Source organism: Pedobacter sp. AC402 (assembly GCF_979252805.1).
In genome coordinates, this window is the sequence record NZ_CEEDAI010000015.1 from 155,166 (window position 1) to 179,314 (window position 24,149).

A 24,149-nucleotide genomic window follows, 5' to 3' on the forward strand; every position below is an offset into this window, starting at 1 on the left:
ACGTTATAATAGAAAAATATGAAATTACAACTATTCAAAACGCTACCAGTTGCACTCGCTGGTTTATTAATCGGATCGGTTGCTTCAGGCTCAGGAGAGCCCTGCAACTTCAACAGCAACGTTCAGAACATGGTCGATTGGTGTGAATGCAGGAGTTTTAACTCCACTTTCTCCGCTAGGAGGTAAAAATGATTTTAGTAACAACAAATCGAGCTTAGGTTACGGCCTTTACATTAAAAAACAATTTACACCTTACTTCTCACTACGTTTAGATGGAGTACGTGGAAAATTAAAAGGTGATAATACCGAACCTTATGAAAGTGGATTGGTTAACAATTCACCTGTAAAAGCTTTCGATACAGAATTATCGTATTCAGGAAGTTTAAATGCAGTAGTAAACATGTTCAATATAGATATGTTTAAAAAAGAGAACGCTTTACAGTTATATGCTTCTGCAGGTGCTGGTATTGCTGCTTACAAACCAACAATTACAACTGCCGCCGGAACTTCGGAGTTTGGTGGTGGTGATAACATCCACGAATTAATTATTCCGGTAGGTTTAGGTGCTAAATTTAAAATTTCAGACGCTGTTAATTTTGATTTAGGTTGGACAATCAACTTCCTTGATGGTGATAACTTAGATGGTTATTACAAAAACGGAAGTGATAAATATAACTATGCCTATGCAGGTTTAGAATTTGCTTTGGGTAGCGGAAAACAATTGGCTTTCCACAATCCGGTTGCTTTAACTTATGATGAAGCTTTAAAAGCAAAACAAACTGCAGATGGTTTAAAATCTGATTTAGATGCTCAAAAAGCTGAAAATGCAAAATTACGTTCAGAAATGAATGATATCCTGAAAGATACTGATGGTGATGGTGTTGCAGATAAATTAGATAAATGTCCTGATACTCCTGCAGGTACTGTAGTAGACGGTTCTGGTTGTCCATTAAAAACTCCAGAAAAAGTTGTTGAAAAAGTAATCGTAACAGAAGAAGATCGTAAAGTAGTTAGGGAAGCGATTAAAAACTTAGAATTCGATTTAGGTAAAGCAACAATCCGTTCTAAATCTTATGCTTCTTTAAATAGAGTTGCTGCATTATTGGTTCAGAAAAACTTCAGCTTAAAATTAGCTGGTCATACTGATAATACAGGTTCTAAAGAATTAAACTTGCGTTTATCGAAAGATAGAGCAGAATCTGTAAAAGCTTATTTAGTTTCTCAAGGTGCCAATGCATCACGTATTGAGGCTACAGGTTACGGAATGGGTCAACCAATTGCTACCAATAAAACAGCAGCTGGTCGTCAACAAAACCGTCGTGTAGAGTTTACACTTTACTAGTCTGTTTTTAATAACACAATAAAAAGTCCCGATGCAAATCGGGACTTTTTATGTTTAATAGGTTTTAAGCAACACCGTCGTCAGTGCTGGAGGGCTTTTTAGCTGAAGCAACCTTACTATTATAATTAAAGCGATCGTTTTAAGATGGCTTATTGTCCATCTTCAGTAATGGCGACTATTCTATTGAATGCTCACCAAATTTTTATTTAAGCGAAACAATAACTTTTTTAATCTGGCTTAAATCATTCATTTCAAAATTTAGTGATTGCGGATAAAATCGCTGATAAATAATTTTATCATCCTTACTATCGTAAATACTAATTATTTTATCGTTGGATCGTTGTGTATAAACCAGGTATTTAACACTATTTTCTTTGTTCAGAATTAAGCTATCAAGCACTTTATACGATACAAATTTAAGCTTGTAGTTGTAAGGCTCTGCAATGGTGCCTGATGGAGGCAAAAGTGTTAATCTCGACGAAAATACCTGCTTAATGTATTCAGGTACATAAAGTGTTTCTTTTGCCAGCGCAGGTAAGCGTACCTTATTGTAAAATTGGTAATCAATACTGCAGTTTTCGTTGGCCAGCAATCCATCGTTAATCTGCTTTAAATATCCGGTTAAAAAGCCCGGCGACCAATTTAAAAAGCTTGATTTATTATATAGATTAGATAAAAGATTGCTTTTTATGCTTCTTTTTGAGCCAAATTGCTGGTCTTGCGTTTCAATCAGCAAATTCGTATTCTGATCCGCAAAAAGCGTAACCGTAGCAAGTATGCTTTCTTCTTTAATTTTAGGTTTTTTAGATGGCGTGATTAATTTTAATGCATAAACTACATTTACCTTGGTTGTAGTATCCAGCTTCTCATTGTAACCGTCAAAGTAGAAAAATGAATAATTGGCAAGCGTATCGAAGCGGGCAAGCTCTTCAGGTTTGATGATTTTATAAGGGGTAATTGTCCAGTTTTTTTTAATCGCCTGATCAAATTTCTCCAATTCGGCATAATCGGTATACTGAAGTGTAAATAAGGTAGTTGTTTTTTTAAATATCTCTAATTTCTGGCTGTTTAAAAGTGCGCCTCCAAAATACGATACCTGGCTGTGGCAAACCGTGGTCCATAAAATAAAGATACTTAGGCAGGTTATTAATCTAACTTTTAGCATAGTAAAACGTTTTCAATTGTGCACGTCTATTATAGAAAAATTTTAACAATTATTTTAAATTTTCTATTTGCATTAACAAAATACATTCGCTAGCTTTGTTATGCAAGCATAATAAATTAGCAAAATGAAACAACAACAAACCATAGATTACCACGTTAAGTTTGCCTGGCAAAATATGTTTAATAAGTACAACCAAATGGCTTCCAGTTTTGGCATTACGCAGGCTATTGGTTACATGCTTATTAATATAGATGATGCTGAAGGAACTGCAGTTTCAAATTTAGCGGGCTTGCTTGGTGTAAAGGCTACCAGCCTATCTCGGATGTTGAATAACATGGAAGAAGCTAATCTTATTTATCGTGAAACTTCTGCCGGAGATAAACGTTCGGTAAAGGTTTTTCTTACAGATTTCGGTAAGGAGAAAAAGCAATTGGCCAAAGGTGTTGTTCGGAAATTTAATGAATACCTGGATGAGCATTTCTCTAAAAAAGAGAAAGAAACCTTTATAAATCTATTGATAAAACTAAATGATATCACAGTAGCCTATACTGTTGATTAACAAATATAATAATCAAACCTGTTTGATAGGTTATTACATAAAAATGGTTCTGTCAAACTACAGAAAAGCAAATAATAATGAAACGAAGCATTAATAAAGTTGCCGTTTTAGGTTCGGGTATTATGGGTTCGCGTATTGCATGCCACTTCGCCAATATTGGGGTTGAGGTTTTGCTGTTGGATATAGCCCCAAAAGATTTGAGCCCCGAAGAGCAGGCAAAAGGATTAACACTGGATAACCCAGCGGTAAAAAACCGGATTGTAAACACAGCATTGCAAACAGCTGTAAAAACAAACCCTTCGCCGGTTTATAGCAAAAAAGCATTAAATAAAATCAAAACAGGAAATTTTGATGATGATATGTCTAAAATTTCCGGTTACGATTGGGTAATAGAAGTGGTTGTTGAAAATCTGGATATCAAGAAAAAAGTTTTCGAACAGGTAGAGCAATTCCGCAAACCAGGTACATTAATTACTTCGAATACTTCAGGTATTCCAATCCACTTAATGGCTGAAGGAAGAAGTGATGATTTTAAATCACATTTCTGTGGAACACACTTTTTTAATCCGCCCCGCTATTTAAAATTACTGGAAGTTATTCCAACACCACATACGCAGCCCGAAATTGTTGATTTCCTGATGCAATATGGAGATAAGTTTTTAGGTAAAACAACTGTTTTATGTAAAGATACACCAGCGTTTATTGCCAACCGGGTAGGCGTTTATTCAATTATGGCACTTTTGCATTTGGTTGATAAACTTGATTTAACGGTAGAAGAAGTAGATAAGTTTACTGGTCCGGCCTTAGGCAGACCAAAGTCGGCAACTTTCCGTACTTCAGATGTGGTTGGTTTGGATACCATGATTAAAGTTGCCAAAGGTCTTTATGATAATTGCTTGGATGATAAAGCACACGATTTGTTTAAACTTCCTGCTTACGTGCAGAAAATGGAAGAAAATAAATGGCTGGGCGATAAAACCAAACAGGGTTTTTATAAAAAGACTAAAACTGCTGATGGTAAAACCGAAATCCTTGCATTGGATTTAAAAACTTTAGAATACAAACCTCAGCAAAAGGTAAAATCGGCCACGTTAGAAATGACCAAGCCGGTTGAAAACCTTCGCGAACGCATGAAAATTTTTGCCAAAGGGAAAGATAAAGCAGGCGAATTGTTCCGTCATTCTTCTTTTGGTTTATTTGAATATGTTTCAGATCGAATTCCAGAGATTTCAGACGAGTTATACCGCATTGATGATGCCATGCGTGCAGGTTTTGGCTGGGAGCTTGGTCCTTTCGAACTTTGGGATGCCGTAGGTGTAAAAGAAGCCATTGAAGGAATGGAGCAATATGGTAATAAAGCCGCGGCCTGGGTGCACGAAATGCTCGATGCCGGAAATACTTCATTTTATAAAGTAGAAAACGGCGTTAAAAAATATTATGATATTCCTTCCAAAAGTTATAAAGCTTTACCAGGAACCGACGAATTTATCATTTTAGATAACCTCCGCGAAAATAAAACCCTTTGGAAAAACTCAGGTGTTTCCATTATCGATTTGGGCGATGGCATTCTGAATGTAGAATTCCACACCAAAATGAATACCATTGGCGGTGATGTAATTTCAGGGATCAACAAAGCAATTGATATGGCCGAAAAAGATTACCGAGGTTTGGTAATCGGTAATGATGGTGCAAATTTCTCTGCCGGTGCAAACGTAGGGATGATTTTTATGATGGCCGTAGAGCAGGAGTGGGATGAATTGAATATGGCAATCCGTATGTTTCAGAATACTTCCATGCGCATCCGTTATTCCTCTATTCCGGTTGTAGTAGCACCACATAATTTAACTTTAGGCGGTGGTTGCGAATTTAGCTTACATGCCGATCATGTTCAGCTTTCAGCCGAAACTTATATGGGTTTGGTTGAATTTGGTGTGGGCGTTATACCTGGTGGTGGCGGTACAAAAGAGTTTGCACTACGTGCCTCTGATGAATATAAAGATGATCAGATTGTGCAAAATGCCCTGAAAGATCGTTTCCTTACGATAGGGATGGCTAAAGTTTCTACATCAGGTTATGAAGCCTACGAACTGGGTTATCTGCAGAAAGATAAATTCTCAATTTCAATGAACCGCAACCGTTTATTGGCCGATGCAAAGGCGAAAGCGATAGAGCTGGCTGATGCAGGATACACTAAACCCGTTCAGCGTAAGGATATTAAAGTTTTGGGTAAGCAGGGCTTAGGAATTGTATATGCAGGAGCAAATAGTATGTATGCAGGGCATTTTATCTCGGAACACGATAAAAAAATATCCGAAAAATTAGGTTATGTAATGTGTGGCGGCGATTTATCATCTCCCACAGAAGTAACCGAACAATATTTATTGGATCTCGAAAGAGAAGCATTTTTATCACTGGCAGGAGAGCGCAAATCGTTAGAGCGGATTCAGAGCATCATTACAAAAGGGAAACCTCTTAGGAATTAGATGTGAGATAGGAGATATTAGATTTGAGACAGGCCGCTTCGGTCATAGCATAAGCTTTACAATAAAAGAAATGAATAATTTAAAAGAGTTAAAAATTTGGAATAATGCTATCGATTTAGCTGTTGATGTTTACAAGGCAACATCGACATTTCCAACTGATGAACGCTTTGGTTTGATTAGTCAGTCAAGAAGGGCAGCAGTCTCAATTCCATCTAACATTGCCGAAGGTGCCGGGAGAAATTCAGTTAAAGAGTTTAACAACTTTTTAGGTATAGCCAACGGCTCTTCTTACGAGTTACAAACACAATTGGTGATCGCTAACAAGCTATCTATTCTCGAATCTGAGATTTTAGATCCTTTACTGTCTAAGATCGATGAATTACAAAAAATGACTTATGGTTTCCAGCAAATGCTGGAAAAGAAAATTAATATGAAAAAGATGTGAGAAACTAGATGTGAGATTGGAAACAGATTACCTTTTCACGTCTCACATCTAATGTCTCAAATCTAAATAATAATCGATTTGAGTTATTGGTTTGAATAAGTCTCAAATCTAATATCTCAAGTCTCAAATCTTAAACAATGGAAGCATATATTATAGCCGGATATCGTACAGCAGTGGGCAAAGCGCCCCGTGGCGTATTCCGTTTTACAAGAGCTGATGATTTAGCCGCAGAAGTAATCAGGGCTTTAGTGGCATCGGTTCCGAATTTAGATAATGAACAGATTGATGATGTAATTGTAGGTAATGCTACACCAGAGGCAGAACAAGGCTTAAATATTGGCCGTATGATTTCGCTGATGGGCTTGGATACCGATAAGGTGCCTGGGGTTACTGTAAACCGTTATTGTGCATCAGGTTTAGATACCATTGCAACAGCGGTTGCCAAAATTAAAGCCGGCATGGCCGATTGTATTATTGCCGGTGGAGTAGAGGTAATGAGCGGAATGCCTTTTGGTGGATGGAAATTAGTGCCAAATGCAGAAGTTGCTAAAAATAATCCCGACTGGTATTGGGGGATGGGTTTAACAGCCGAAGCTGTGGCCAAAGAATATAATGTGAGTCGCGAAGATCAAGATGCTTTTTCATTAAAATCACACGAGAAAGCCATTCATGCCATAACTAACGGTCATTTAAAAGATGGTATTTTACCCATTACAGTTAATGAAAATTACTTGGATGACAATCTTAAAAAGAAAACACGTTCATATGTTGTTGATACCGATGAAGGTCCGCGTGCAGATACAACTTTGGACAAACTTGCCAAACTGAAACCGGTATTCGATGCGGTAGGAAGCGTTACAGCAGGTAATTCTTCGCAAACATCCGATGGTGCAGCCTTTGTATTGGTGGTTTCAGAAAAGAAAATGAAAGAGCTTAATGCCGAGCCAATTGCCAGGTTAGTGAGTTATGGCATTGCAGGCGTTCCGCCGAGGATTATGGGTATCGGACCGATTGAGGCCATTCCAAAAGCATTAAAACAAGCTGGTTTAAGAAAAGAGGATATCGATTTAATTGAATTAAATGAAGCTTTTGCGTCGCAGTCATTGGCGGTGATCAGAACATTGGATTTAAACCCTGATGTGATAAACGTAAACGGAGGCGCAATTGCATTAGGTCACCCGCTAGGTTGCACCGGAGCAAAACTTACCGTTCAGATTATGAATGAGCTAAAAAGGCAGAACAAGAAATATGGAATGGTAACCATGTGCGTAGGAACAGGGCAGGGAGCTGCGGGGATTTTTGAACTTTTATAGACAGATCGTCATTGCGAGGTACGAAGCAATCACAAGCGAGTAAGCAAATGCTATGTTTGGTCGTCACCCTGAATTTATTTCAGGGTCTAATTGCAAAGTGGCTTAGCATGAAAGATGCTGAAATAAATTCAGTATGACGCATCATAAAAAAATAACATTACTGATTTGAGTTTGAATTTTGAGCAGGTCTCAAATCTCAAATCTCATTTCTCAAATCTTATAAAAATGGAAACAACTGAAAAAAGAACAATTAAAGGTGGCGAATTCCTAATTAAGGATACCACTTATCAGGAAGTATTTATCCCTGAAGAATTTGATGAAGAACAACAAATGATAGCACAAACCTGTCGCGATTTTTTGGAGGCAGAAGTTTACCCCAATTTAGATAAAATAGATAAACAGGAAGATCCTGAGTTAATGCCAACACTTTTAACCAAAGCTGGCGAACTGGGTATTCTTGGCGTATCGGTACCAGAGGAGTATGGAGGTTTTGGTAAAAACTTCAACACGTCTATGTTGGTGGCCGATGTTGTAGGTGCCGGCCACTCTTTTGCTGTTGCACTTTCTGCACATACCGGTATTGGTACTTTGCCGATTTTATATTATGGAAATGAAGAGCAGAAAGCCAAATATATCCCTAAGTTGGGCTCAGGCGAGTGGAAAGCTGCATATTGCTTAACTGAACCAAATTCGGGTTCGGATGCCAACTCTGGTAAAACAAAAGCAAAATTAAGCGAGGATGGTAAACATTATATCATCACCGGACAAAAAATGTGGATTACCAATGGTGGTTTTGCTGATATTTTTATCGTTTTTGCTAAAATAGATGATGACAAAAACTTAACTGCTTTTATTGTAGAAAAAGATTTTGGTGGCATCACCATGAATCCTGAAGAGCATAAAATGGGCATTAAAGGTTCATCAACCCGTCAGGTTTTCTTTAACGATTGCCCCGTACCTGTTGAGAATATGTTGAGTGATAGAGAAAACGGGTTTAAAATAGCGGTAAACATTCTAAATATTGGCCGTATTAAATTATCTGCCGCGGCTATCGGTGCATCAAAAGCAACTTTAAATACAGCCATTAATTATTCCAATGAGCGGATCCAGTTTGGTCGCCCGATTTCGAAATATGGCGCCATTCGCTTTAAAATTGCAGAAATTGCAGCTAAACTATATGCTGTTGATGCTGCAAACTATCGTGCAGGACAAAATATTGATGATACTTACGACCAATTGGTTGCCGGTGGAATGGAATCTGGTAAGGCCAGGTTAAAATCAGTAGAGCAATTTGCTGTGGAATGTGCCATTTTAAAAGTTTGGGGTTCAGAAGCTTTAGATTATACTGTTGATGAAGGCGTACAGATTTACGGTGGTATGGGCTTTAGTGCCGATGCACCTATGGATAGAGCCTATCGCGATGCGCGGATCAACAGGATTTTTGAAGGAACGAATGAGATCAACCGGTTATTAACCGTTGATATGATGCTGAAACGTGCCATGAAAGGGGAATTGGATTTAATGACACCAGCTACCGCAGTGGCCGCCGAGCTAATGAGCATCCCCGATTTTGGTGAAGAGGATACTACCTTGTTTGCAGCAGAGAAAAAAGTATTGGCGAATTTGAAAAAAGCAACTTTAATGGTAGCCGGTGCTGCAGTACAAAAGTTGATGATGACTTTAAGCAAAGAGCAGGAAATTTTAATGAATATTGCCGATATGGCAGGTTATGTATACGTGCTTGAATCAGCCTTATTGAGAACGGAAAAGTTAGTAAGTACCCGTGGTGAGGAAGCAGCAGCTGGTCAGCTGGATTTATTACGCATTTATTTAGTTGAAGCCGTAGATGGGATTGCCAAAGCAGGTAAAGAAGCACTTTGGGCTTTTGCCGAAGGCGATGAGCAACGTATGATGTTGGTGGGTTTACGCCGTTTTACTAAAGTAGAGCCGTTTAATGTTAAAGATGCCCGCCAGAGAGTTGCACAACAACTTATTGAAGCGAATAAATATATTTTTTAAGGGTAGAAGGTGTGAGGTTAAAGGTTTAGGGTTTGGGTGCATTAACTCAGGCACTAAACCTTTTTTGCTTCCCTTGCACTCGTCGTCATTTCGAGCGAAGAGCAAAGTAGTCGGGAAAATCTTTTAAAGATGCTATAAATCCATGTATAAAGATTTCTCTACTGCGGTCGAAATGACGTATCTCTAAGAGGTTTTTCTTCCAATCGACGTCATTTCGAGCGAAGAGCAACGTAGTCGAAAAATCTTTAAATTTGCAATAAAACCATATATAAAGATTTCTCCACTGGAGGAAATAAGGATAGCTGTATTCAAAAAAATCATAAGTACTTAGCTATATGAGATTAAAATCTTATTTTCGCCACATGATTAAATTTAGATTCCTTACCGTACTCTTTTTATGTGTAGTTGCAGTTTCATCTTGTAAAAAGGATGAAGATCCTGAAAAGCAAATTACTGATTTCATCAAGCAAAATAATATTAATGCCGTTAGAGATGATTCTGGCTTATATTATCAAATCATTAAGCCGGGTACTGGTTCGTTTGCTTATCCAAGCAATACTAAAATCACCATTAAATATGAAGGCAGATTGTTAAACGGCAGCGTGTTTGATAATGGGGGTGGTAAAGAGCAAACTTTCAATCTTGCCGAATTAATCACCGGCTGGAGAATCGGTATTCCTAAAATCCAGAAAGGTGGAGAAATTAGATTAATCGTTCCACCAAGTTTAGGCTACGGCAGCAGCGCTACAGGTCCTATTCCGGCTAATTCAGTTCTGGATTTTACCATTCAGCTTTCGAACGCGCAATAGCCTCATTTTTAAAATGTTTATAACGTGCTTATTTGTTAAAATAGGTTAAAAATTGTAGCATCCGTATTAAAAGCTTATTTTTGCGGATGATGGTTAAGTTTAAACATATTATATTTTTGGTATGCCCAATTTAACTATAACACTTACAGACGTACAATAATAAATGAACAATTTTACTAAACTTAGCTTATTTACGCTTTTACTAGCTACCACCATTTTCAGCTCGTGTAAAAAGGATTATGAATCTATTGAAAGTGTAGATGATGCAGCTATTCAGGTTTATTTAAAAAAGAATAATCTTAATTTTACAAAAGATGCAAAAGGCTATTATTATAACATAGTAACTCAAGGCACTGGTAGCAAAGTTGCCAATCAAGATTCGATCTTTTATACATATACTTTTAAAACATTATCAGGACAGATCCTAAAGGAAACTTCAGATTTAATGATTCTTGGGACCTATTTAGGTTACACAGATCAATTCTCAATTAATAGTAATGCCGTTAATTATGTTTTTACTCCTGTTAGAGAAGTGTTTACAAAGTTAAACCGTGGAGGTAAAGCTACGCTGATTATGCCTTCGCATTTAGCTTTTGGTAAAAATGGACTAAGTACTTTGAACATTGGCTCAAACGAAAATATCCTTGTTGATTTAGTAATGTATAACGAGTCAAAAAGACATGAAATTGACGAATTAGAGATAAATAAGTTTATTGCAAATAATAATCTGACGTTGATCAAAGATCCATCAAGGGCACGCTATAATATTATTACTCCTGGCACTGGAACAACAGCAATTAACTTGAACTCTACCTTAGTTGCAAACTACACTGTTCGCTATTTGGATGGTACAGTTTTGCAAACGAGTACAGATGGAACCTTTAGTGGGATTTTGAGTGATTTATACAAAGGCTGGCAATTAATTTTACCTGGCAAAGTAACGGCCGGAGGCAAACTTCGTTTAATTATTCCATCTGATTTGGCTAATGGTACACCATTAGATTTCGATATTGAAATAGTAAGCGTTACGAATTAGTAACTGTTTATAATATTATTTAAAATGCTTAACCACCGGTTAAGCATTTTTTTTGTGATAGGGTTTGTATAACTTATTTTTTAGTTGTATGTTTATGAAGTAAGGGAAAACATACAAAAATAATATGAAAAACAAAATCAATTTACACTGCTTAATACTACTTTTGTTAGGCGTCATCTCATTTAGTTCCTGTAAAAAGGAATCCAATGTTGGAAGCCCCAATGAAAATGCTTTTTCAGATGCTGTTAGCATCGAGAACGGCTATCTAAAATTCCGAGATCAAAAAGCTTTCGATTCTATCGGATCAGTTCTTTTAAATTATAGTCCTAAACAGCTTGATTCGTGGGAGCACTCAATTAATGGATTTACTTCGTACAGAAGTCTTTATAGTAATATTCAAAAAGAATATGCTGACGTTAATGATTCAGAAACATTTTCATTATTTCAGAGGAAATACGTTGATTTAATCACCATAAGGCAGGATAGTTCAATAACATTTAAATTTGGCACTCCTTATTCCGCCATTTTTATGAACAATTTAGGTGAATTTAAGGTTGGAGATCAATTTAGAAAATATACTAAAGAGAATAGTTTAATTCTTTATACAGGCGCTCATAGAAATTCGACCGAATTAAAAAATACATCAGATGTAACGGTTTTGCCGGTTAAACGACTTCTGATGTCTGTTGGAAATGCACAATCACTTGTTCCTCCGGCCGGACCAGTATTTAATAATGGAATGTTATCTCAAAGATTATTTTACAATGGAGATAATAATAGACGTGTTTATGTTGAATTGTGGCATGAATATACTCCACCGCCAAATCTTGTATCGTTTGGATCTTCTCGTTTATATTTTTCTGTTCTTCAGGAACTAAAAAAGACTTTTGGAGGATGGCGTTCAAATGAAACTGACTATTATTCTAACGGAACAGATTTACGATTTACTAGTACAGCGAATAACGGTGTGCCATTTTATGGTTTTACTGGTAGTTTTAACGCTCTTCAAGGTGTAACAGGACCAGTAATCTATAATATGCCATCTTTTCCGGGTCAGTGTACTTCAGTTACAGGTACAACCCGGTTTACAACTGGAGGTGTGCCTGATGATTCCAACTATTAATTATTAACTTAAAGCTTCCTTAAAAACTTTTAAAACCCTTTCCCTTGCAAAAGTATGCTCAACTATTGGTTGGGCATATTTTTTTGTCCCGAATTCTGGCACCCACTTTTTAATGTATTCAAACTTAGGGTCGAATTTTTTGGTCTGAAGTTCAGGATTAAAAACCCTAAAATATGGCGCAGCATCATTTCCAGAGCCTGCCGCCCACTGCCAGCCACCTACATTACTCGCCATTTCATAATCGAGCAACTTTTCGGCAAAATAGGTTTCACCCCAGCGCCAGTCAATCAACAAATGTTTGCTTAAAAAACTACCAACAACCATGCGTACACGGTTATGCATCCAGCCGGTTTGGTTAAGTTGTCGCATTCCGGCATCTACAATAGGGTAACCGGTATTGCCTTCGCACCAGGCCTTAAATTCATCCTCGTTATTTCGCCATTTAATTTTATCGTATTGTTTTTTAAATGAATTAAAACCAGCGTAAGGGAAATGCCAAAGAATGGTCATGTAAAATTCCCGCCAGGCGAGTTCTGAAAGCCATACGTTAGATTTTGCTTCAATTGCATCGTTTACTGCTTTTCTGATACTTAAAGTGCCGAAACGCAAATGCAAACCGATATGTGTGGTGCCATCCAGTGCCGGATAATCGCGCTCATTGGCATAATCATCAAGTTTGTTTTTATAACTTATTTTCGGGAAATCAAGCTTACTCATTTCAAATCCCATTTCTGCTAAAGTTGGGGCGGATAAATGTTTGCTCTGAAACAGGTTTTTGAAGTATTTTTTAGTAGGATAGGCCTTAATATAAAAATCGTTTAGTTTGGCATTCCATTGTTTATAGAAAGGTGTAAAAACCGTATATGGCGTTTTATCGGCTTTTAAAATTTCGTCTTTTTCAAAAATAACCTGGTCTTTGTAGGTTTTAAATGTAATTTTTTCACTGCTTAAAAACTCCGCCATGTTATCATCACGTTCGCGGGCATAAGGTTCATAATCATGGTTGGTGTATACCGCTTTAACGTTGTACGCTTTTAAAATCTCAGGCCAGATTTTTTCAGGTTCCCCATATTTCACCAATAAATCGCACCCTTGCTGCTGAAGTTCTTTCTTTAAATCGGCTACCGTTTGATAAATAAATGTTACGCGGGCATCATCTTTAGGCAGTTTATCCAATATATTCTTGTCAAAAATGAACAATGGTAAAACCGGGTTTTCACTTTTAAGCGCATGATATAAGGCGGCATTATCGTCTAACCGTAAATCGCGGCGGAACCAGAAAATGGATATTGGAGTCATGGAAAGTATAGTTGTGTGTTTTTTGCTTCTTAGGCTTAATTAAACCAATTAATCCATTAATTTATTTGTACAAATCCTTTAAAGCATCATCCAAATGTGTGAATTTAAATTTAAATCCTGCATCTAAAATTTTTTGTGCTGAAGTATTGTTGCTCATTAAAACGGCATCTACACGTTCTCCTAATAATAATTCCAAAGCTTTTTTTGGTACTTTGATCGGCCAAAAGGGGCGGTGTAATGTTTTTGAGATGGCTTTGGTTAATGTAGTATTCGTAACCGGAAAAGGCGCGCAGGCGTTATAAGCACCTTCCATTTTAAGGTTTTCGATGGCATCTACATACATTTCTACCATATCATCAATATGAATCCATGGCGTCCATTGTTTACCCGTACCTAAGGCCGATCCTGCGAAAAGTTTCACTGATTTATCCAATTGAGGTAAAGCGCCGCCATCAGTGCTTAAAACTATCCCTGTACGGAGTTTTACAACCCTTAAACTTAATTTTTTACCTTGGTCTACAGCATTTTCCCAAAGTTTACAGCAATCTGCTAAAAAGCCATAACCATTCGGACTTTCCTCTGTTAAAATTTCATCTCCACAATCGCCATAAAAACCAACTGCTGAAGCAGAAATGAACGATTTTATCTGATGATCAGGTTGAGCTTTTATGGTTTCGAAAAGTAATTCGGTTGATTTTACGCGGCTATCTATAATCTGCTGTTTGCGTTCATCTGTCCATTTTTTATCTGCAACAGGTTCTCCAGCCAGGTGGATAATCCCATCTACACCATTTAAACAATCCGCATCAATAGTTCCTTTATACACATCCCATACAAAACTGTTTGCATCATTACCTTTCTTGCGTGAAAGCGTGTTTACCAGATAATTTTTGCTTATTAAACGCTTTTTCAGCTCAGTACCCACTAGTCCGCTTGCCCCGGTAATCAGAATTTTCTTTGCCATCATTTTTAAACAACAAAGATACGAAAGGGTTTTTTCGAAGCGATTTTTAGCGATATTAATTCCGTTCTAATGCTTTTGTTACCTGTTTGTAAAGAAATATTTAGAGGTTTGATGTAGACAAAAAATAAGATAAATTTGTATTCGCGTTCTTACACCCTTTTCGATAAAACATGTCCAAAAAAATTTTAGTCTGGTTTAGAAATGATCTTCGCTTGCATGATAACGAAATGCTGGTGGAAGCTATTGCTAAATCTGATTCGATTTTGCCTGTTTACATTCTGGATCCCCGCTCTTTCGGCGAAACAAAATATGGTACGCTAAAAACAGGTAATATCAGAGCACAGTTTATTTTAGAAAGTGTTTTAGGTTTACGCAGTTCCTTAAAACAGATTGGTGGTAATTTGCTTATCGCGCAGGGTAATCCTGAAGATATTATTCCACAGCTTGTTCAGGAATATGAAATTACCGAAGTTTACCATCACCGTGAGGTAGCAAGAGAAGAAACACACGTTTCTACCTTAGTAGAAAATGCACTTTGGAAATTACGCGTCAACCTTAAGCATTTTATTGGCCATACCTTATATAATAAGGAAGATTTACCATTTCCGATTAAGGATATTCCTGATGCCTTTAACCAATTTAAGAAAAAAATTGAGCGCGATTCGATTATCAAGCCATGTTTTGCCGCACCCGATCGGATTAATGTAGCCGAAGTGATTGATTGGGGTACACTATCCTCATTAGCAGATTTAAACCTTACACCACAACAAAAAGATCAGCGGTCTGATTTTGAATTTGTAGGTGGCGAAGCTGAGGGCCTGGCCCATCTTCAAAAGGTAATTGTGGCTATGCAGCAGGCAGCAACCACCAAAAACTTGATTCTGGCGTCGAAATTATCAGCCTGGTTGGCCATGGGTAGTTTATCTCCGCGTAAAGTATATTGGGAAATCAAAAAAATGGAAGGGGTGCCCAACACCAAAGCCATGTTCAATCATATTTTATTGGGCTTATCTGGAGGGATTACTTCCGGTTTATGTTTAAAAAATACGGCAATACCTTTTTCAGTCCGGATGGCTTTGGCAGTCAGGGTTTGATTGATGTTGTGAATGAACAGGATAACTTCAATAAATGGAAAAATGCCCAAACAGGTTTTGCGGTAGTGGATGCGGTGATGACAGAGCTGAACCAAACCGGTTTTATCTCTAACATTGCCAGGCAAACGGCTGCTTTATATCTGATTAATAATTTAGAGGTAAGCTGGATTTTTGGTGCAGCTTATTTTGAAGAAAAATTGATTGATTATAACCCCGCTAGCAATTGGGGAAATTGGGCAAATGTAGCCGGAGTAGGAAACGATCAAAAATCGAAAAGTGTTTTCGATCTTGATAAAAATATAAAAAATCTCGATCCAAAAGGCAATTACTCGTTAACTTGGGCATCGTAATTGTGGTATTTGAATTATAGAATGATTGAGTGTTGAATGAGTAAGATCTCAATGATTAAATTTTAACGGATTCAGCCCATTTATTATCTGTTAGGTCATGCCAATCCCTCATTCACCCATTTATAATTCTTTCATTTATTTTAATCGAGATTTTTGCCATTTATATAAGGTAAAATTCTAATTTTGTAGTGCTTATAGTAAACAGTTAATAATGGATAAATTATCTTATCTTAATGGCGCAAACGCCGAATATATAGAGTCTTTATATCAGTCGTATCAGCAAGATTCTGAATCTGTTGAGTTTGGTTGGCAGAAATTTTTTGAAGGTTTCGACTTTGGAAGAGGGTCGGAAGCGCCAGCAGTAACCGCAGAAACTCCTGAACAATTTTTAAAAGAGGTTAATGTTTTAAACCTGATTGATGGCTATCGCAGCCGCGGTCACCTGTTTACGCATACCAATCCGGTGCGCGAAAGACGTAAACATTTGCCAACATTAGATCTTGCAAATTTTGGCTTATCTGATGCTGATTTAGAAACCGTTTTTAATTCTGGTGTAGAGATTGGTATCGGTGCTGCAAAGTTGAAAGATATTGTAGCCTTTTTAAAACAAACATACGCAGGTTCTATCGGAGCCGAATTTAAATTTTTACGTACACCAGAAGTGTTGAACTGGATTCAGCAAAAGATGGAAAGTGCACGTAATACCCCTAATTTCTCTATTGATGAGAAAAAACGCATTCTGCGGAAATTAAACGAGGCTGTAAGCTTTGAAAATTTCTTGGGAACAAAATTCTTAGGGCAAAAACGTTTCTCTTTTAGAAGGTGCAGAAGCTTTAATTCCTGCTTTGGATTCAGTAATCGAAAAAGGTGCTGAACTGGGTATTGAAGAATTTGTAATTGGTATGGCTCACCGCGGTCGTTTAAACGTGCTGGCCAATATCATGCAAAAAACCTACAAAGATATCTTTGCCGAATTTGAAGGCAAAAGTTACAATCCTGACACCCCATTTGGTGGCGACGTAAAATACCACTTAGGTTATTCTACAGATGTAACTACGGTTTCAGGTAAAAGTGTTCACTTGAGCTTATGTCCTAATCCATCTCACTTGGAAACTGTTGATGGTGTGGTAGAAGGGATGAGCCGTTCTAAAATTGATTTTAAATATGGTGGCGATAACAGCCGTTTAGCACCAATTTTAATTCATGGAGATGCATCTGTTGCCGGACAAGGTATTGTTTATGAAGTAATTCAGATGGCTGGCCTTGAAGGTTATAAAACCGGAGGAACCATTCACCTGGTAATTAATAACCAGATTGGTTTTACCACCAACTATAAAGATGCACGTACCAGTACCTATTGTACAGATATTGCTAAAGTAACCTTATCTCCGGTTTTCCACGTTAATGGTGATGATCCTGAGGCTTTGGTTTATGCAATCAATTTAGCAATGGAATACCGTCAGAAATATAAAAACGATGTTTTTATTGATATTCTTTGTTACCGTCGTTTCGGTCATAATGAGTCTGATGAACCTAAATTTACGCAACCATTATTATACAAAACCATCGAAAAACACCCTAACCCCAGGGAAATTTATATCGATCAGTTAACAAAAGAGGGTAAGTTAGAAGCCGGTTTGGCAAAAGAAATGGAGAAAGATTTCCGTGGTATTTTGCAGGAACGTTTAAACGAAGCTAAAGAATTTGTTGCAGGCAATGCCGAAGTTAAATTTGGTGGCGCATGGGCAGATTTGCGTATGGCTACACCTAAAGATTTTGAAACTTCTCCTGTTACTGCGGTTAAAAAATCTACTTTGTTAGAAATTGGTAAACGCATTACTACGCTACCAACAAATAAAAAGTTCTTCAAAAAAATCGAAAAACTATTTGCCGAACGTAGCAAAATGGTTAACGAAACCAATATTTTCGATTGGGCAATGGGCGAGCAACTGGCTTATGGTACTTTGTTATCAGAAGGTAAACGTGTTCGTTTAAGCGGTCAGGATGTAGAAAGAGGAACGTTTTCTCACCGTCATGCAGTATTAACGCTTGAAGATAGTGAGGAAGAATATGTACCATTAGCAAACATTTCAGATCAACAGGCACCGTTTGATATTTACAATTCGCATTTATCAGAATATGGCGTTTTAGGTTTTGAATATGGTTATGCTATGGCAAATCCAAATGCTTTAACCATCTGGGAAGCTCAATTTGGAGATTTCTTTAACGGTGCTCAAATCGTTGTAGATCAGTATATTGCAAGTGCCGAAACCAAATGGCAACGCGAAAATGGCTTGGTTATGTTGTTGCCTCACGGTTACGAAGGGCAAGGACCGAGAGCACTCTTCAGCGCGTATTGAGCGTTTTATGGAACTTTGTGCAGATTATAACATGCAGGTTACCAACTGTACAACTCCTGCCAATTTCTTCCACGTATTGCGCCGTCAGTTTAAACGCGATTTCCGTAAACCTTTGGTTGTATTTACACCGAAAAGTTTATTGCGCCATCCGGCCTGTGTTTCTAAATTGGAAGAATTTACAGATGGTGGTTTTAAAGAGGTAATTGATGATGTAAATGTTAAAGTTGCAGAGGTAACACGTATTGTTTTCTGTAGCGGTAAAATTTATTATGAGTTATTAGAAAAACAACAGGCTGATAAATTAAAACACGTGGCAATTGTTCGTGTAGAGCAATTATATCCAACTCCTGCTTGATCAGATGGAAGCAATTCAGAAAAAATATAAAAATGCCAAAGAAGTTTACTGGGTACAAGAAGAGCCAGAAAACATGGGTGCATGGCCATATTTATTCCGTAAGTTGTACAAAACTGCATTAAAAGGTATTGATGTAATTTCGAGAAGAGAAAGCAGTAGTACTGCAACAGGTTTTGCAAAACAACATGCCAACCAACAGGCTTACATTTTAGCAAAAGCTTTAGAAGTTTCAGTAACAGAAGATGTAAAGGATATTGCTAAAAAAGCAACAAAAAAATTAGTTCAGATCGATTAGGTGCAGTGCGCGAAGCGTTTTAAAGCATAGCGTTTGATATTGATTATTAGAAGATAGAAAAATATAACATTACAAAAATGAGTTTAGAGATAAAAGTTCCACCTGTTGGTGAATCGATCACCGAAGTTGTTTTATCAAGATGGATAAAAAACGACGGCGATGTTGTTGAAATGGATGAAGTTATTGCCGAATTAGAATCGGACAAAGCTACATTCGAATTAACTGCAGAACAAGCTGGAACTTTAAAAACCATAGCAGCCGAAGGCGATACTTTAGCCATTGGTGCAGTAGTTTGTAAAATTGAAGATGGCGGTGCAGCTGCTAGTCCAAAGGCAGAGTCCGAAAGCCCTAAGGCTGATGCACAAGCCCCGGTTGCAGTAGCTGAAGCACCTAAAGCTGCCGAATCAAAAGACTCATACGCTACAGGAACTCCTTCTCCTGCTGCCGGTAAAATTCTTGCAGAAAAAGGAATTGAAGCTGGTGCTGTAAAAGGTACTGGTGTTGATGGCCGTATTACAAAAGATGATGCTGTTAAAGCGGAAGCAGGTAAAAAATCAGAAGCACAGAAACCGAGTGCCCCGATAGCTGCTGCCATACCTGCTGGTAGCCGAGGCGAGCGTCGTGAAAAAATGTCTCCACTCCGCAGAACAGTTGCAAAGCGTTTGGTTGCAGTTAAAAATGAAACCGCAATGTTGACCACTTTTAACGAGGTTAACATGAAGCCAATTATGGATTTACGCGGAAAATATAAAGACCAGTTTAAAGAAAAATTTGGTGTTGGTTTGGGTTTCATGAGCTTTTTTACTAAAGCAGTTACCGAAGCTTTAAAAGATTTCCCTGCTGTTAATGGTCGTATAGAAGGTGAAGAATTGGTTTACAATGATTTCGCTGATATTTCTATTGCCGTATCTGCTCCAAAAGGTTTAGTTGTTCCGGTTATCCGTAATGCAGAAAGCATGACTTTAGCGCAGATTGAAAAATCGGTATTGGAATTGGCTTTAAAAGCACGTGATAGCAAATTAACCATCGAAGAAATGACTGGTGGAACATTCACAATCACAAATGGTGGTGTGTTTGGTTCAATGATGTCGACACCGATTATTAATGCGCCACAATCAGCTATTTTAGGTATGCACAACATCGTTGAGCGTCCGGTAGCTGAAAAAGGTGAAGTGGTAATCCGTCCGATGATGTATGTTGCGTTATCTTATGATCACAGAATTATCGATGGACGCGAGTCAGTTGGTTTCTTGGTTCGTGTGAAACAATTATTAGAAGATCCAGCTAGATTATTATTGGGTATATAGACTAAAACATATTTCATAAAGAAGTCAAGTTTTAATGGCCAGTGTGCTATAAAAACTTGACTTCTTTTTTTTGCCCGAAAATGAAATTAACACCCTGATTTCATCACCCTGAATTTATTTCAAGGTCTATTAAGCAGGAAAGATGCTGAAACAACCTTTTTTCGTCACTTCTGAATTTATTTCAGGGTCTATTAAGCAGGAAAGATGCTGAAATAAATTCAGCAAGACGATCATTTATGGGGTAATCAACTAATACCCTTCTTTCGTCACCCTGATTTATTTCAGGGTCTATTAAGCAGGAAAGATGCTGAAACAAGTTGAGCAAGACGATTATTTATGGGGTAATCTCCTAATACCCTTCTTTCGTCACCCTGAATTTGTTTCAAGGTCTATTAAGCAGGAAAGATGCTGAAACAAGTTCAGCAAGACGATCATTTATAGGGTAATCAACTAATACCCTTCTTTCGTCACCCTGAATTTATTTCAGGGTCTATTAATCAGGCAAGATGTTGAAATAAATTCAGCAAGACGATCATTTATGGGGTAATCAGCTAATACCCTTCTTTCGTCACCCTGAATTTATTTCAGGGTCTATTAAGCAGGAAAGATGCTGAAATAAATTCAGCAAGACGATCATTTATGGGGTAATCAACTAATAACCTTCTTTCGTCACCCTGAATTTATTTCAGGGTCTATTAAGCAGGAAAGATGCTGAAACAAGTTCAGCAAGACGATCATTTATGGGGTAATCAACTAATACCCTTCTTTCGTCACCCTGAATTTATTTTAGGGTCTATTAAGCAGGAAAGATGCTGAAACAAGTTCAGCATGACGGTCGTGTTAGGCAAAGAGGCTAAAAATTTAATAGATGTCAGTTTATTTAGACAGCGCCTTAATCGGTTTTAAATCCAGTTGTTTAAACTCTACTTCACTGCCTTCTGCCTGCAATGCAATTTGGCCGCTACTTACCGTGCACTTTGTGCCATAATTTACCAATGCATCATTAACCCAAACTTTAACTTCATCATTTAAGCATTGAATAATCATGGTATTCCATTCGCCAAGTGGTTTTTCACTGCCATCGGTCAAGTTTTTAATCCGGCGAAGCTTATCACCATTTACACCCCAGTTTTCTTTGGGGCCTCGCCTTGCAACCATATTAGGTACAGTAATATCTTCTTCAATGCACCAGAAATCACCCGCATCTTTATGTTGCATCTGTACTTCAAGCGATTTAGGAAACATACCATATAAAGCTCTGGGTGTTGATGCATGTACTAAAACGCCGCAATTGCCTGGTTTGCCAGCGAAGCGGTATTGCACGGTTAACTGATAATTTTTGTAAATTTTATTTGTTATTAAATGCCCGCCGGGAGTACCTAAACTTACCAGCATTCCGCTACGTACTATGAATGGATTAATGGTATCAGGCTTTTTGTCCATCGCTGGAACATCAACATGCCAACCATCCAGATTTTTACCGTTAAAAAGGCTTTTTTGTGCAAAGGTTGAACTGCTGATAATAACGAGCAGTAATAGGGCATGGTAGAATTTCATAATATTTGGTTTTTGTATTCCAAATATAATATTTTAAATAAGATATGATGAAATACGAATCCCAGATGAGAATTGGCTATTTCAATATCAGTCGTGATGCTCGCGCAGATGGGAATTTTAACCTACATCATCTACCAAGGGATTCGATTCCCAAATCAAGTTGTGAATGACGATATCTCGCTGACTGATCTGGCCTTAGCGACCCGCTAGAATAACAATTTCAACAATTCTTGGTATGGATCTCCTTCAAGGCCTAATAGCGTGGCAAATGCGGGCTCCGTTTTATAACCTTTTTGTTTTAAAGTGATAATTTCTTGCCTAAATGCTTCTCCCTTTTCTAAAAGTAATTTATGTTCGACTAGCATGTGGAGGTAGGCATTTTGTTGTGTTGTGGGTTTGTTCTGTCCGAATATTTCTATTTCAAAGTTATCGACTATGAAATTTGCTTTAATGGCATCAAACTTTAGGCTTTCAGAGATGGTAAAGCCTTTTTCAGTTCCAAACAGCGCCTTTAGTTCTGCATTAAATTCAGCTTTATCAGAAACTTCACAAATAACATCCAGATCACTGTTTTCGATATCAATATTAATTGGGATGGTACCTACCAGGATTGGATGGTAGGCATTAAGTTTAGCTAAAATTTTATTGTTGGTTAATATCCTGAAAGCTTGCTTTTGCCTTTCATTACCATGTTTTAGATAAGATATTTCGATGAAATTGATCATTTATTGAAATATTCAAATTATTAAAAATCTTTATTTTTTGTTGGTCGGTGTGACACCAACCAATAGGATAAAATTTTATTGTCGGTTAATATCCTGAAAGCTTGCTTTTGCCTTTCATTACCATGTTTTAGATAAGATATTTCGATGAAATTGATCATTTATTGAAATATTCAAGTTATTAAAAATCTTTATTTTTTGTTGGTCGGTGCCACACCAACCAATAGGATAAAATATTCAAGTTATTAAAATCATTTTGAATGACAATACGCTTTGGTATTTTTAGTTGGTTAGTGTGCCACCAAAAAGAAAGTCAACTAAATTATTATCATTGCGAGCAGAAACGACGAAGCAATCTTTCATGCTTTCGGATATTGCAATAGAGATTGCTTCGTTGGCTGAAAAAGCCTCCTAGCAATCACGAATTCATTAAATAAATAAAAGCCCATCTCAGTTAAGAAATGGGCTTTTGTTTTCGTCCACATGGATTTATTTCAGGGGCTCGCTAATATAGATGCTGAAACAAGCTAGGCAAAATGATCTGCTTTTTAATCTTCAACAATTTCACTGTTGATGCTTACTTCATCTTTTACATCTTCTTTAAAGTAATTTTTCTGAAAGATCAGGATCAATATTCACTCCAACTGAAATGGCTGCATCTGCGAGGTTAAAAACAGGTCTGAAGAAAACAAATTCTTCTCCTCCCCAAATTGGTAACCAGGTAGGGAAGTGGCCTTCTGCAATCGGGAAGTAGAACATATCTACCACACGACCATGAAACCAGCTTTCGTAGCCATAAATCTTTCCGTAAAATACAGAATCAATGATGTTTCCCAATGCGCCAGAAAAAATTAGAGCAACGTTCAAAATCAATCCCCGGTGGTATTTATGCTTAATTAAATAATGTAAGCCATAACCAATTCCTGCAACTGCGGCAATGCGGAAAAGTGATAAAGCCAATTTGCCAAACTCACCGCCAAATTCCATCCCAAAGGCCATTCCGTTATTTTCGGTAAAATGGATAATAAACCATTTTCCAATAATATGGAATTCCTGCCCCAGGTACATATGTGTTTTAACCCAGGTTTTAACCAGCTGATCGGCCAGTAGAACCAAAAAGATTATAATTAAAGGTTTTGTATAGCCTTTCATTAACTCTGTTTTAATTTAGCTTCCATGCTTAAAGTGGCATGAGGAACAGCACGTAAACGTTCTTTCTGGATTAATTTACCGGTTTCGCGGCAAATGCCATAAGTTTTATTCTCGATACGTACCAAAGCGTTCTCAAGGTTATCGATAAATTTTTTCTGACGGGCAGCCAATTGATTGATCTGCTCTTTTTCCATTGTTGCAGAACCATCTTCGAGTGTTTTGTAAGCACCAGAAGTATCTTCTGTTCCGTTTGCATTTGGGTTACTTAAAGAAGTAGTTAAAGAGTTAAGTTCCTCTTTAGCCATACGTAATTTATCTTGAATTAATTCTTTAAATTCCTGAAGTTCACTGTCTGAGTAGCGTGTTTTGTTGCTGTTTTCCATGTTCTTGTTCTAATTTT

18 protein-coding genes and 2 pseudogenes are annotated in these 24,149 nt (G+C 37.4%); 13 read left to right on the forward strand and 7 right to left on the reverse strand.

The window, feature by feature from the left end; genetic code table 11:
• Positions 1–79 precede the first annotated feature (79 nt).
• The gene (locus AC0IWE_RS24215) at positions 80–1,342 is read left to right on the forward strand and encodes a DUF6089 family protein (RefSeq protein ID WP_471795071.1); all 1,263 of its coding nucleotides are present in this window, start codon (positions 80–82) and stop codon (positions 1,340–1,342) included.
• Positions 1,343–1,544: 202 nt separating this feature from the next.
• On the opposite strand, the gene AC0IWE_RS24220 is transcribed toward AC0IWE_RS24215, so the two are convergent.
• Positions 1,545–2,507, reverse strand: coding sequence for a hypothetical protein (locus AC0IWE_RS24220; RefSeq protein ID WP_471795072.1), 963 nt, complete (start codon positions 2,505–2,507; stop codon positions 1,545–1,547).
• 124 nt (positions 2,508–2,631) lie between these two features.
• On the opposite strand from AC0IWE_RS24220, the gene AC0IWE_RS24225 reads away from it, so the two are divergent.
• The 8 genes from AC0IWE_RS24225 (at position 2,632) to AC0IWE_RS24260 (ending at position 12,294) form a co-directional block, all read left to right on the forward strand.
• Entirely contained in the window at positions 2,632–3,066 is a 435-nt protein-coding gene (locus tag AC0IWE_RS24225) for a MarR family winged helix-turn-helix transcriptional regulator (RefSeq protein WP_055903221.1), read from the forward strand.
• Positions 3,067–3,143: 77 nt separating this feature from the next.
• Entirely contained in the window at positions 3,144–5,549 is a 2,406-nt protein-coding gene (locus tag AC0IWE_RS24230; protein ID WP_471795073.1) for a 3-hydroxyacyl-CoA dehydrogenase NAD-binding domain-containing protein, read from the forward strand.
• A 70-nt stretch (positions 5,550–5,619) separates the two neighbouring features.
• Positions 5,620–5,994: a four helix bundle protein gene (locus AC0IWE_RS24235; protein WP_471795074.1), complete on the forward strand. Its 375-nt coding sequence runs from the start codon at positions 5,620–5,622 to the stop codon at positions 5,992–5,994.
• 137 nt (positions 5,995–6,131) lie between these two features.
• Complete coding sequence (locus AC0IWE_RS24240; RefSeq protein ID WP_471795075.1) at positions 6,132–7,307, forward strand: acetyl-CoA C-acyltransferase; 1,176 nt, start codon at positions 6,132–6,134, stop codon at positions 7,305–7,307.
• Positions 7,308–7,532: 225 nt separating this feature from the next.
• Entirely contained in the window at positions 7,533–9,326 is a 1,794-nt protein-coding gene (locus tag AC0IWE_RS24245; protein ID WP_471795076.1) for an acyl-CoA dehydrogenase family protein, read from the forward strand.
• Between the two features lie 362 nt (positions 9,327–9,688).
• Entirely contained in the window at positions 9,689–10,135 is a 447-nt protein-coding gene (locus AC0IWE_RS24250) for an FKBP-type peptidyl-prolyl cis-trans isomerase (RefSeq protein WP_055903211.1), read from the forward strand.
• Between the two features lie 163 nt (positions 10,136–10,298).
• Entirely contained in the window at positions 10,299–11,171 is an 873-nt protein-coding gene (locus AC0IWE_RS24255; RefSeq protein ID WP_471795077.1) for an FKBP-type peptidyl-prolyl cis-trans isomerase, read from the forward strand.
• Between the two features lie 124 nt (positions 11,172–11,295).
• Positions 11,296–12,294, forward strand: coding sequence for a hypothetical protein (locus tag AC0IWE_RS24260; protein ID WP_471795078.1), 999 nt, complete (start codon positions 11,296–11,298; stop codon positions 12,292–12,294).
• 3 nt (positions 12,295–12,297) lie between these two features.
• Here the strand turns inward: AC0IWE_RS24260 and AC0IWE_RS24265 are convergent, their stop codons facing one another.
• Positions 12,298–13,593, reverse strand: coding sequence for a cryptochrome/photolyase family protein (locus AC0IWE_RS24265; protein ID WP_471795079.1), 1,296 nt, complete (start codon positions 13,591–13,593; stop codon positions 12,298–12,300).
• A gap of 61 nt (positions 13,594–13,654) precedes the next feature.
• On the reverse strand, positions 13,655–14,560 hold the full coding sequence (locus AC0IWE_RS24270; protein WP_471795080.1) for a TIGR01777 family oxidoreductase: 906 nt from the start codon (positions 14,558–14,560) through the stop codon (positions 13,655–13,657).
• A 167-nt stretch (positions 14,561–14,727) separates the two neighbouring features.
• Between AC0IWE_RS24270 and AC0IWE_RS24275 the strand changes: the two genes are divergently transcribed.
• From AC0IWE_RS24275 to odhB, 4 genes and pseudogenes are all read left to right on the forward strand, one after another.
• Positions 14,728–15,651 carry a deoxyribodipyrimidine photo-lyase gene (locus AC0IWE_RS24275; protein ID WP_471795081.1) on the forward strand — a complete coding sequence of 308 codons (924 nt, stop codon included), beginning with the start codon at positions 14,728–14,730 and terminating at the stop codon, positions 15,649–15,651.
• Positions 15,591–16,001: an FAD-binding domain-containing protein gene (locus AC0IWE_RS24280; RefSeq protein ID WP_471795082.1), complete on the forward strand. Its 411-nt coding sequence runs from the start codon at positions 15,591–15,593 to the stop codon at positions 15,999–16,001. The genes AC0IWE_RS24275 and AC0IWE_RS24280 overlap by 61 nt, the downstream gene beginning before the upstream one ends.
• Positions 16,002–16,212: 211 nt before the next feature.
• Positions 16,213–19,011: pseudogene (locus AC0IWE_RS24285) on the forward strand (2-oxoglutarate dehydrogenase E1 component).
• Positions 19,012–19,088: 77 nt separating this feature from the next.
• Positions 19,089–20,318, forward strand: a complete 1,230-nt coding sequence (odhB, locus tag AC0IWE_RS24290) for a 2-oxoglutarate dehydrogenase complex dihydrolipoyllysine-residue succinyltransferase (protein ID WP_471795083.1) — start codon at positions 19,089–19,091, stop codon at positions 20,316–20,318.
• Positions 20,319–21,194: 876 nt separating this feature from the next.
• On the opposite strand, the gene AC0IWE_RS24295 is transcribed toward odhB, so the two are convergent.
• The 4 genes and pseudogenes from AC0IWE_RS24295 to AC0IWE_RS24310 all read right to left on the reverse strand — a co-directional run bounded on the left by AC0IWE_RS24295 (position 21,195) and on the right by AC0IWE_RS24310 (position 24,132).
• Positions 21,195–21,875 (reverse strand): 3-keto-disaccharide hydrolase, encoded by a 681-nt coding sequence (locus tag AC0IWE_RS24295; RefSeq protein ID WP_471795084.1) that lies wholly within the window; start codon positions 21,873–21,875, stop codon positions 21,195–21,197.
• A 206-nt stretch (positions 21,876–22,081) separates the two neighbouring features.
• Positions 22,082–22,600: a DUF4269 domain-containing protein gene (locus AC0IWE_RS24300; protein WP_471795085.1), complete on the reverse strand. Its 519-nt coding sequence runs from the start codon at positions 22,598–22,600 to the stop codon at positions 22,082–22,084.
• Between the two features lie 545 nt (positions 22,601–23,145).
• A pseudogene (locus AC0IWE_RS24305) lies at positions 23,146–23,749 on the reverse strand (lipoprotein signal peptidase).
• Positions 23,749–24,132 carry a TraR/DksA family transcriptional regulator gene (locus AC0IWE_RS24310; RefSeq protein WP_025144123.1) on the reverse strand — a complete coding sequence of 128 codons (384 nt, stop codon included), beginning with the start codon at positions 24,130–24,132 and terminating at the stop codon, positions 23,749–23,751. Before AC0IWE_RS24310 ends, AC0IWE_RS24305 begins: the two are co-directional and overlap by 1 nt.
• Positions 24,133–24,149: the final 17 nt, after the last annotated feature.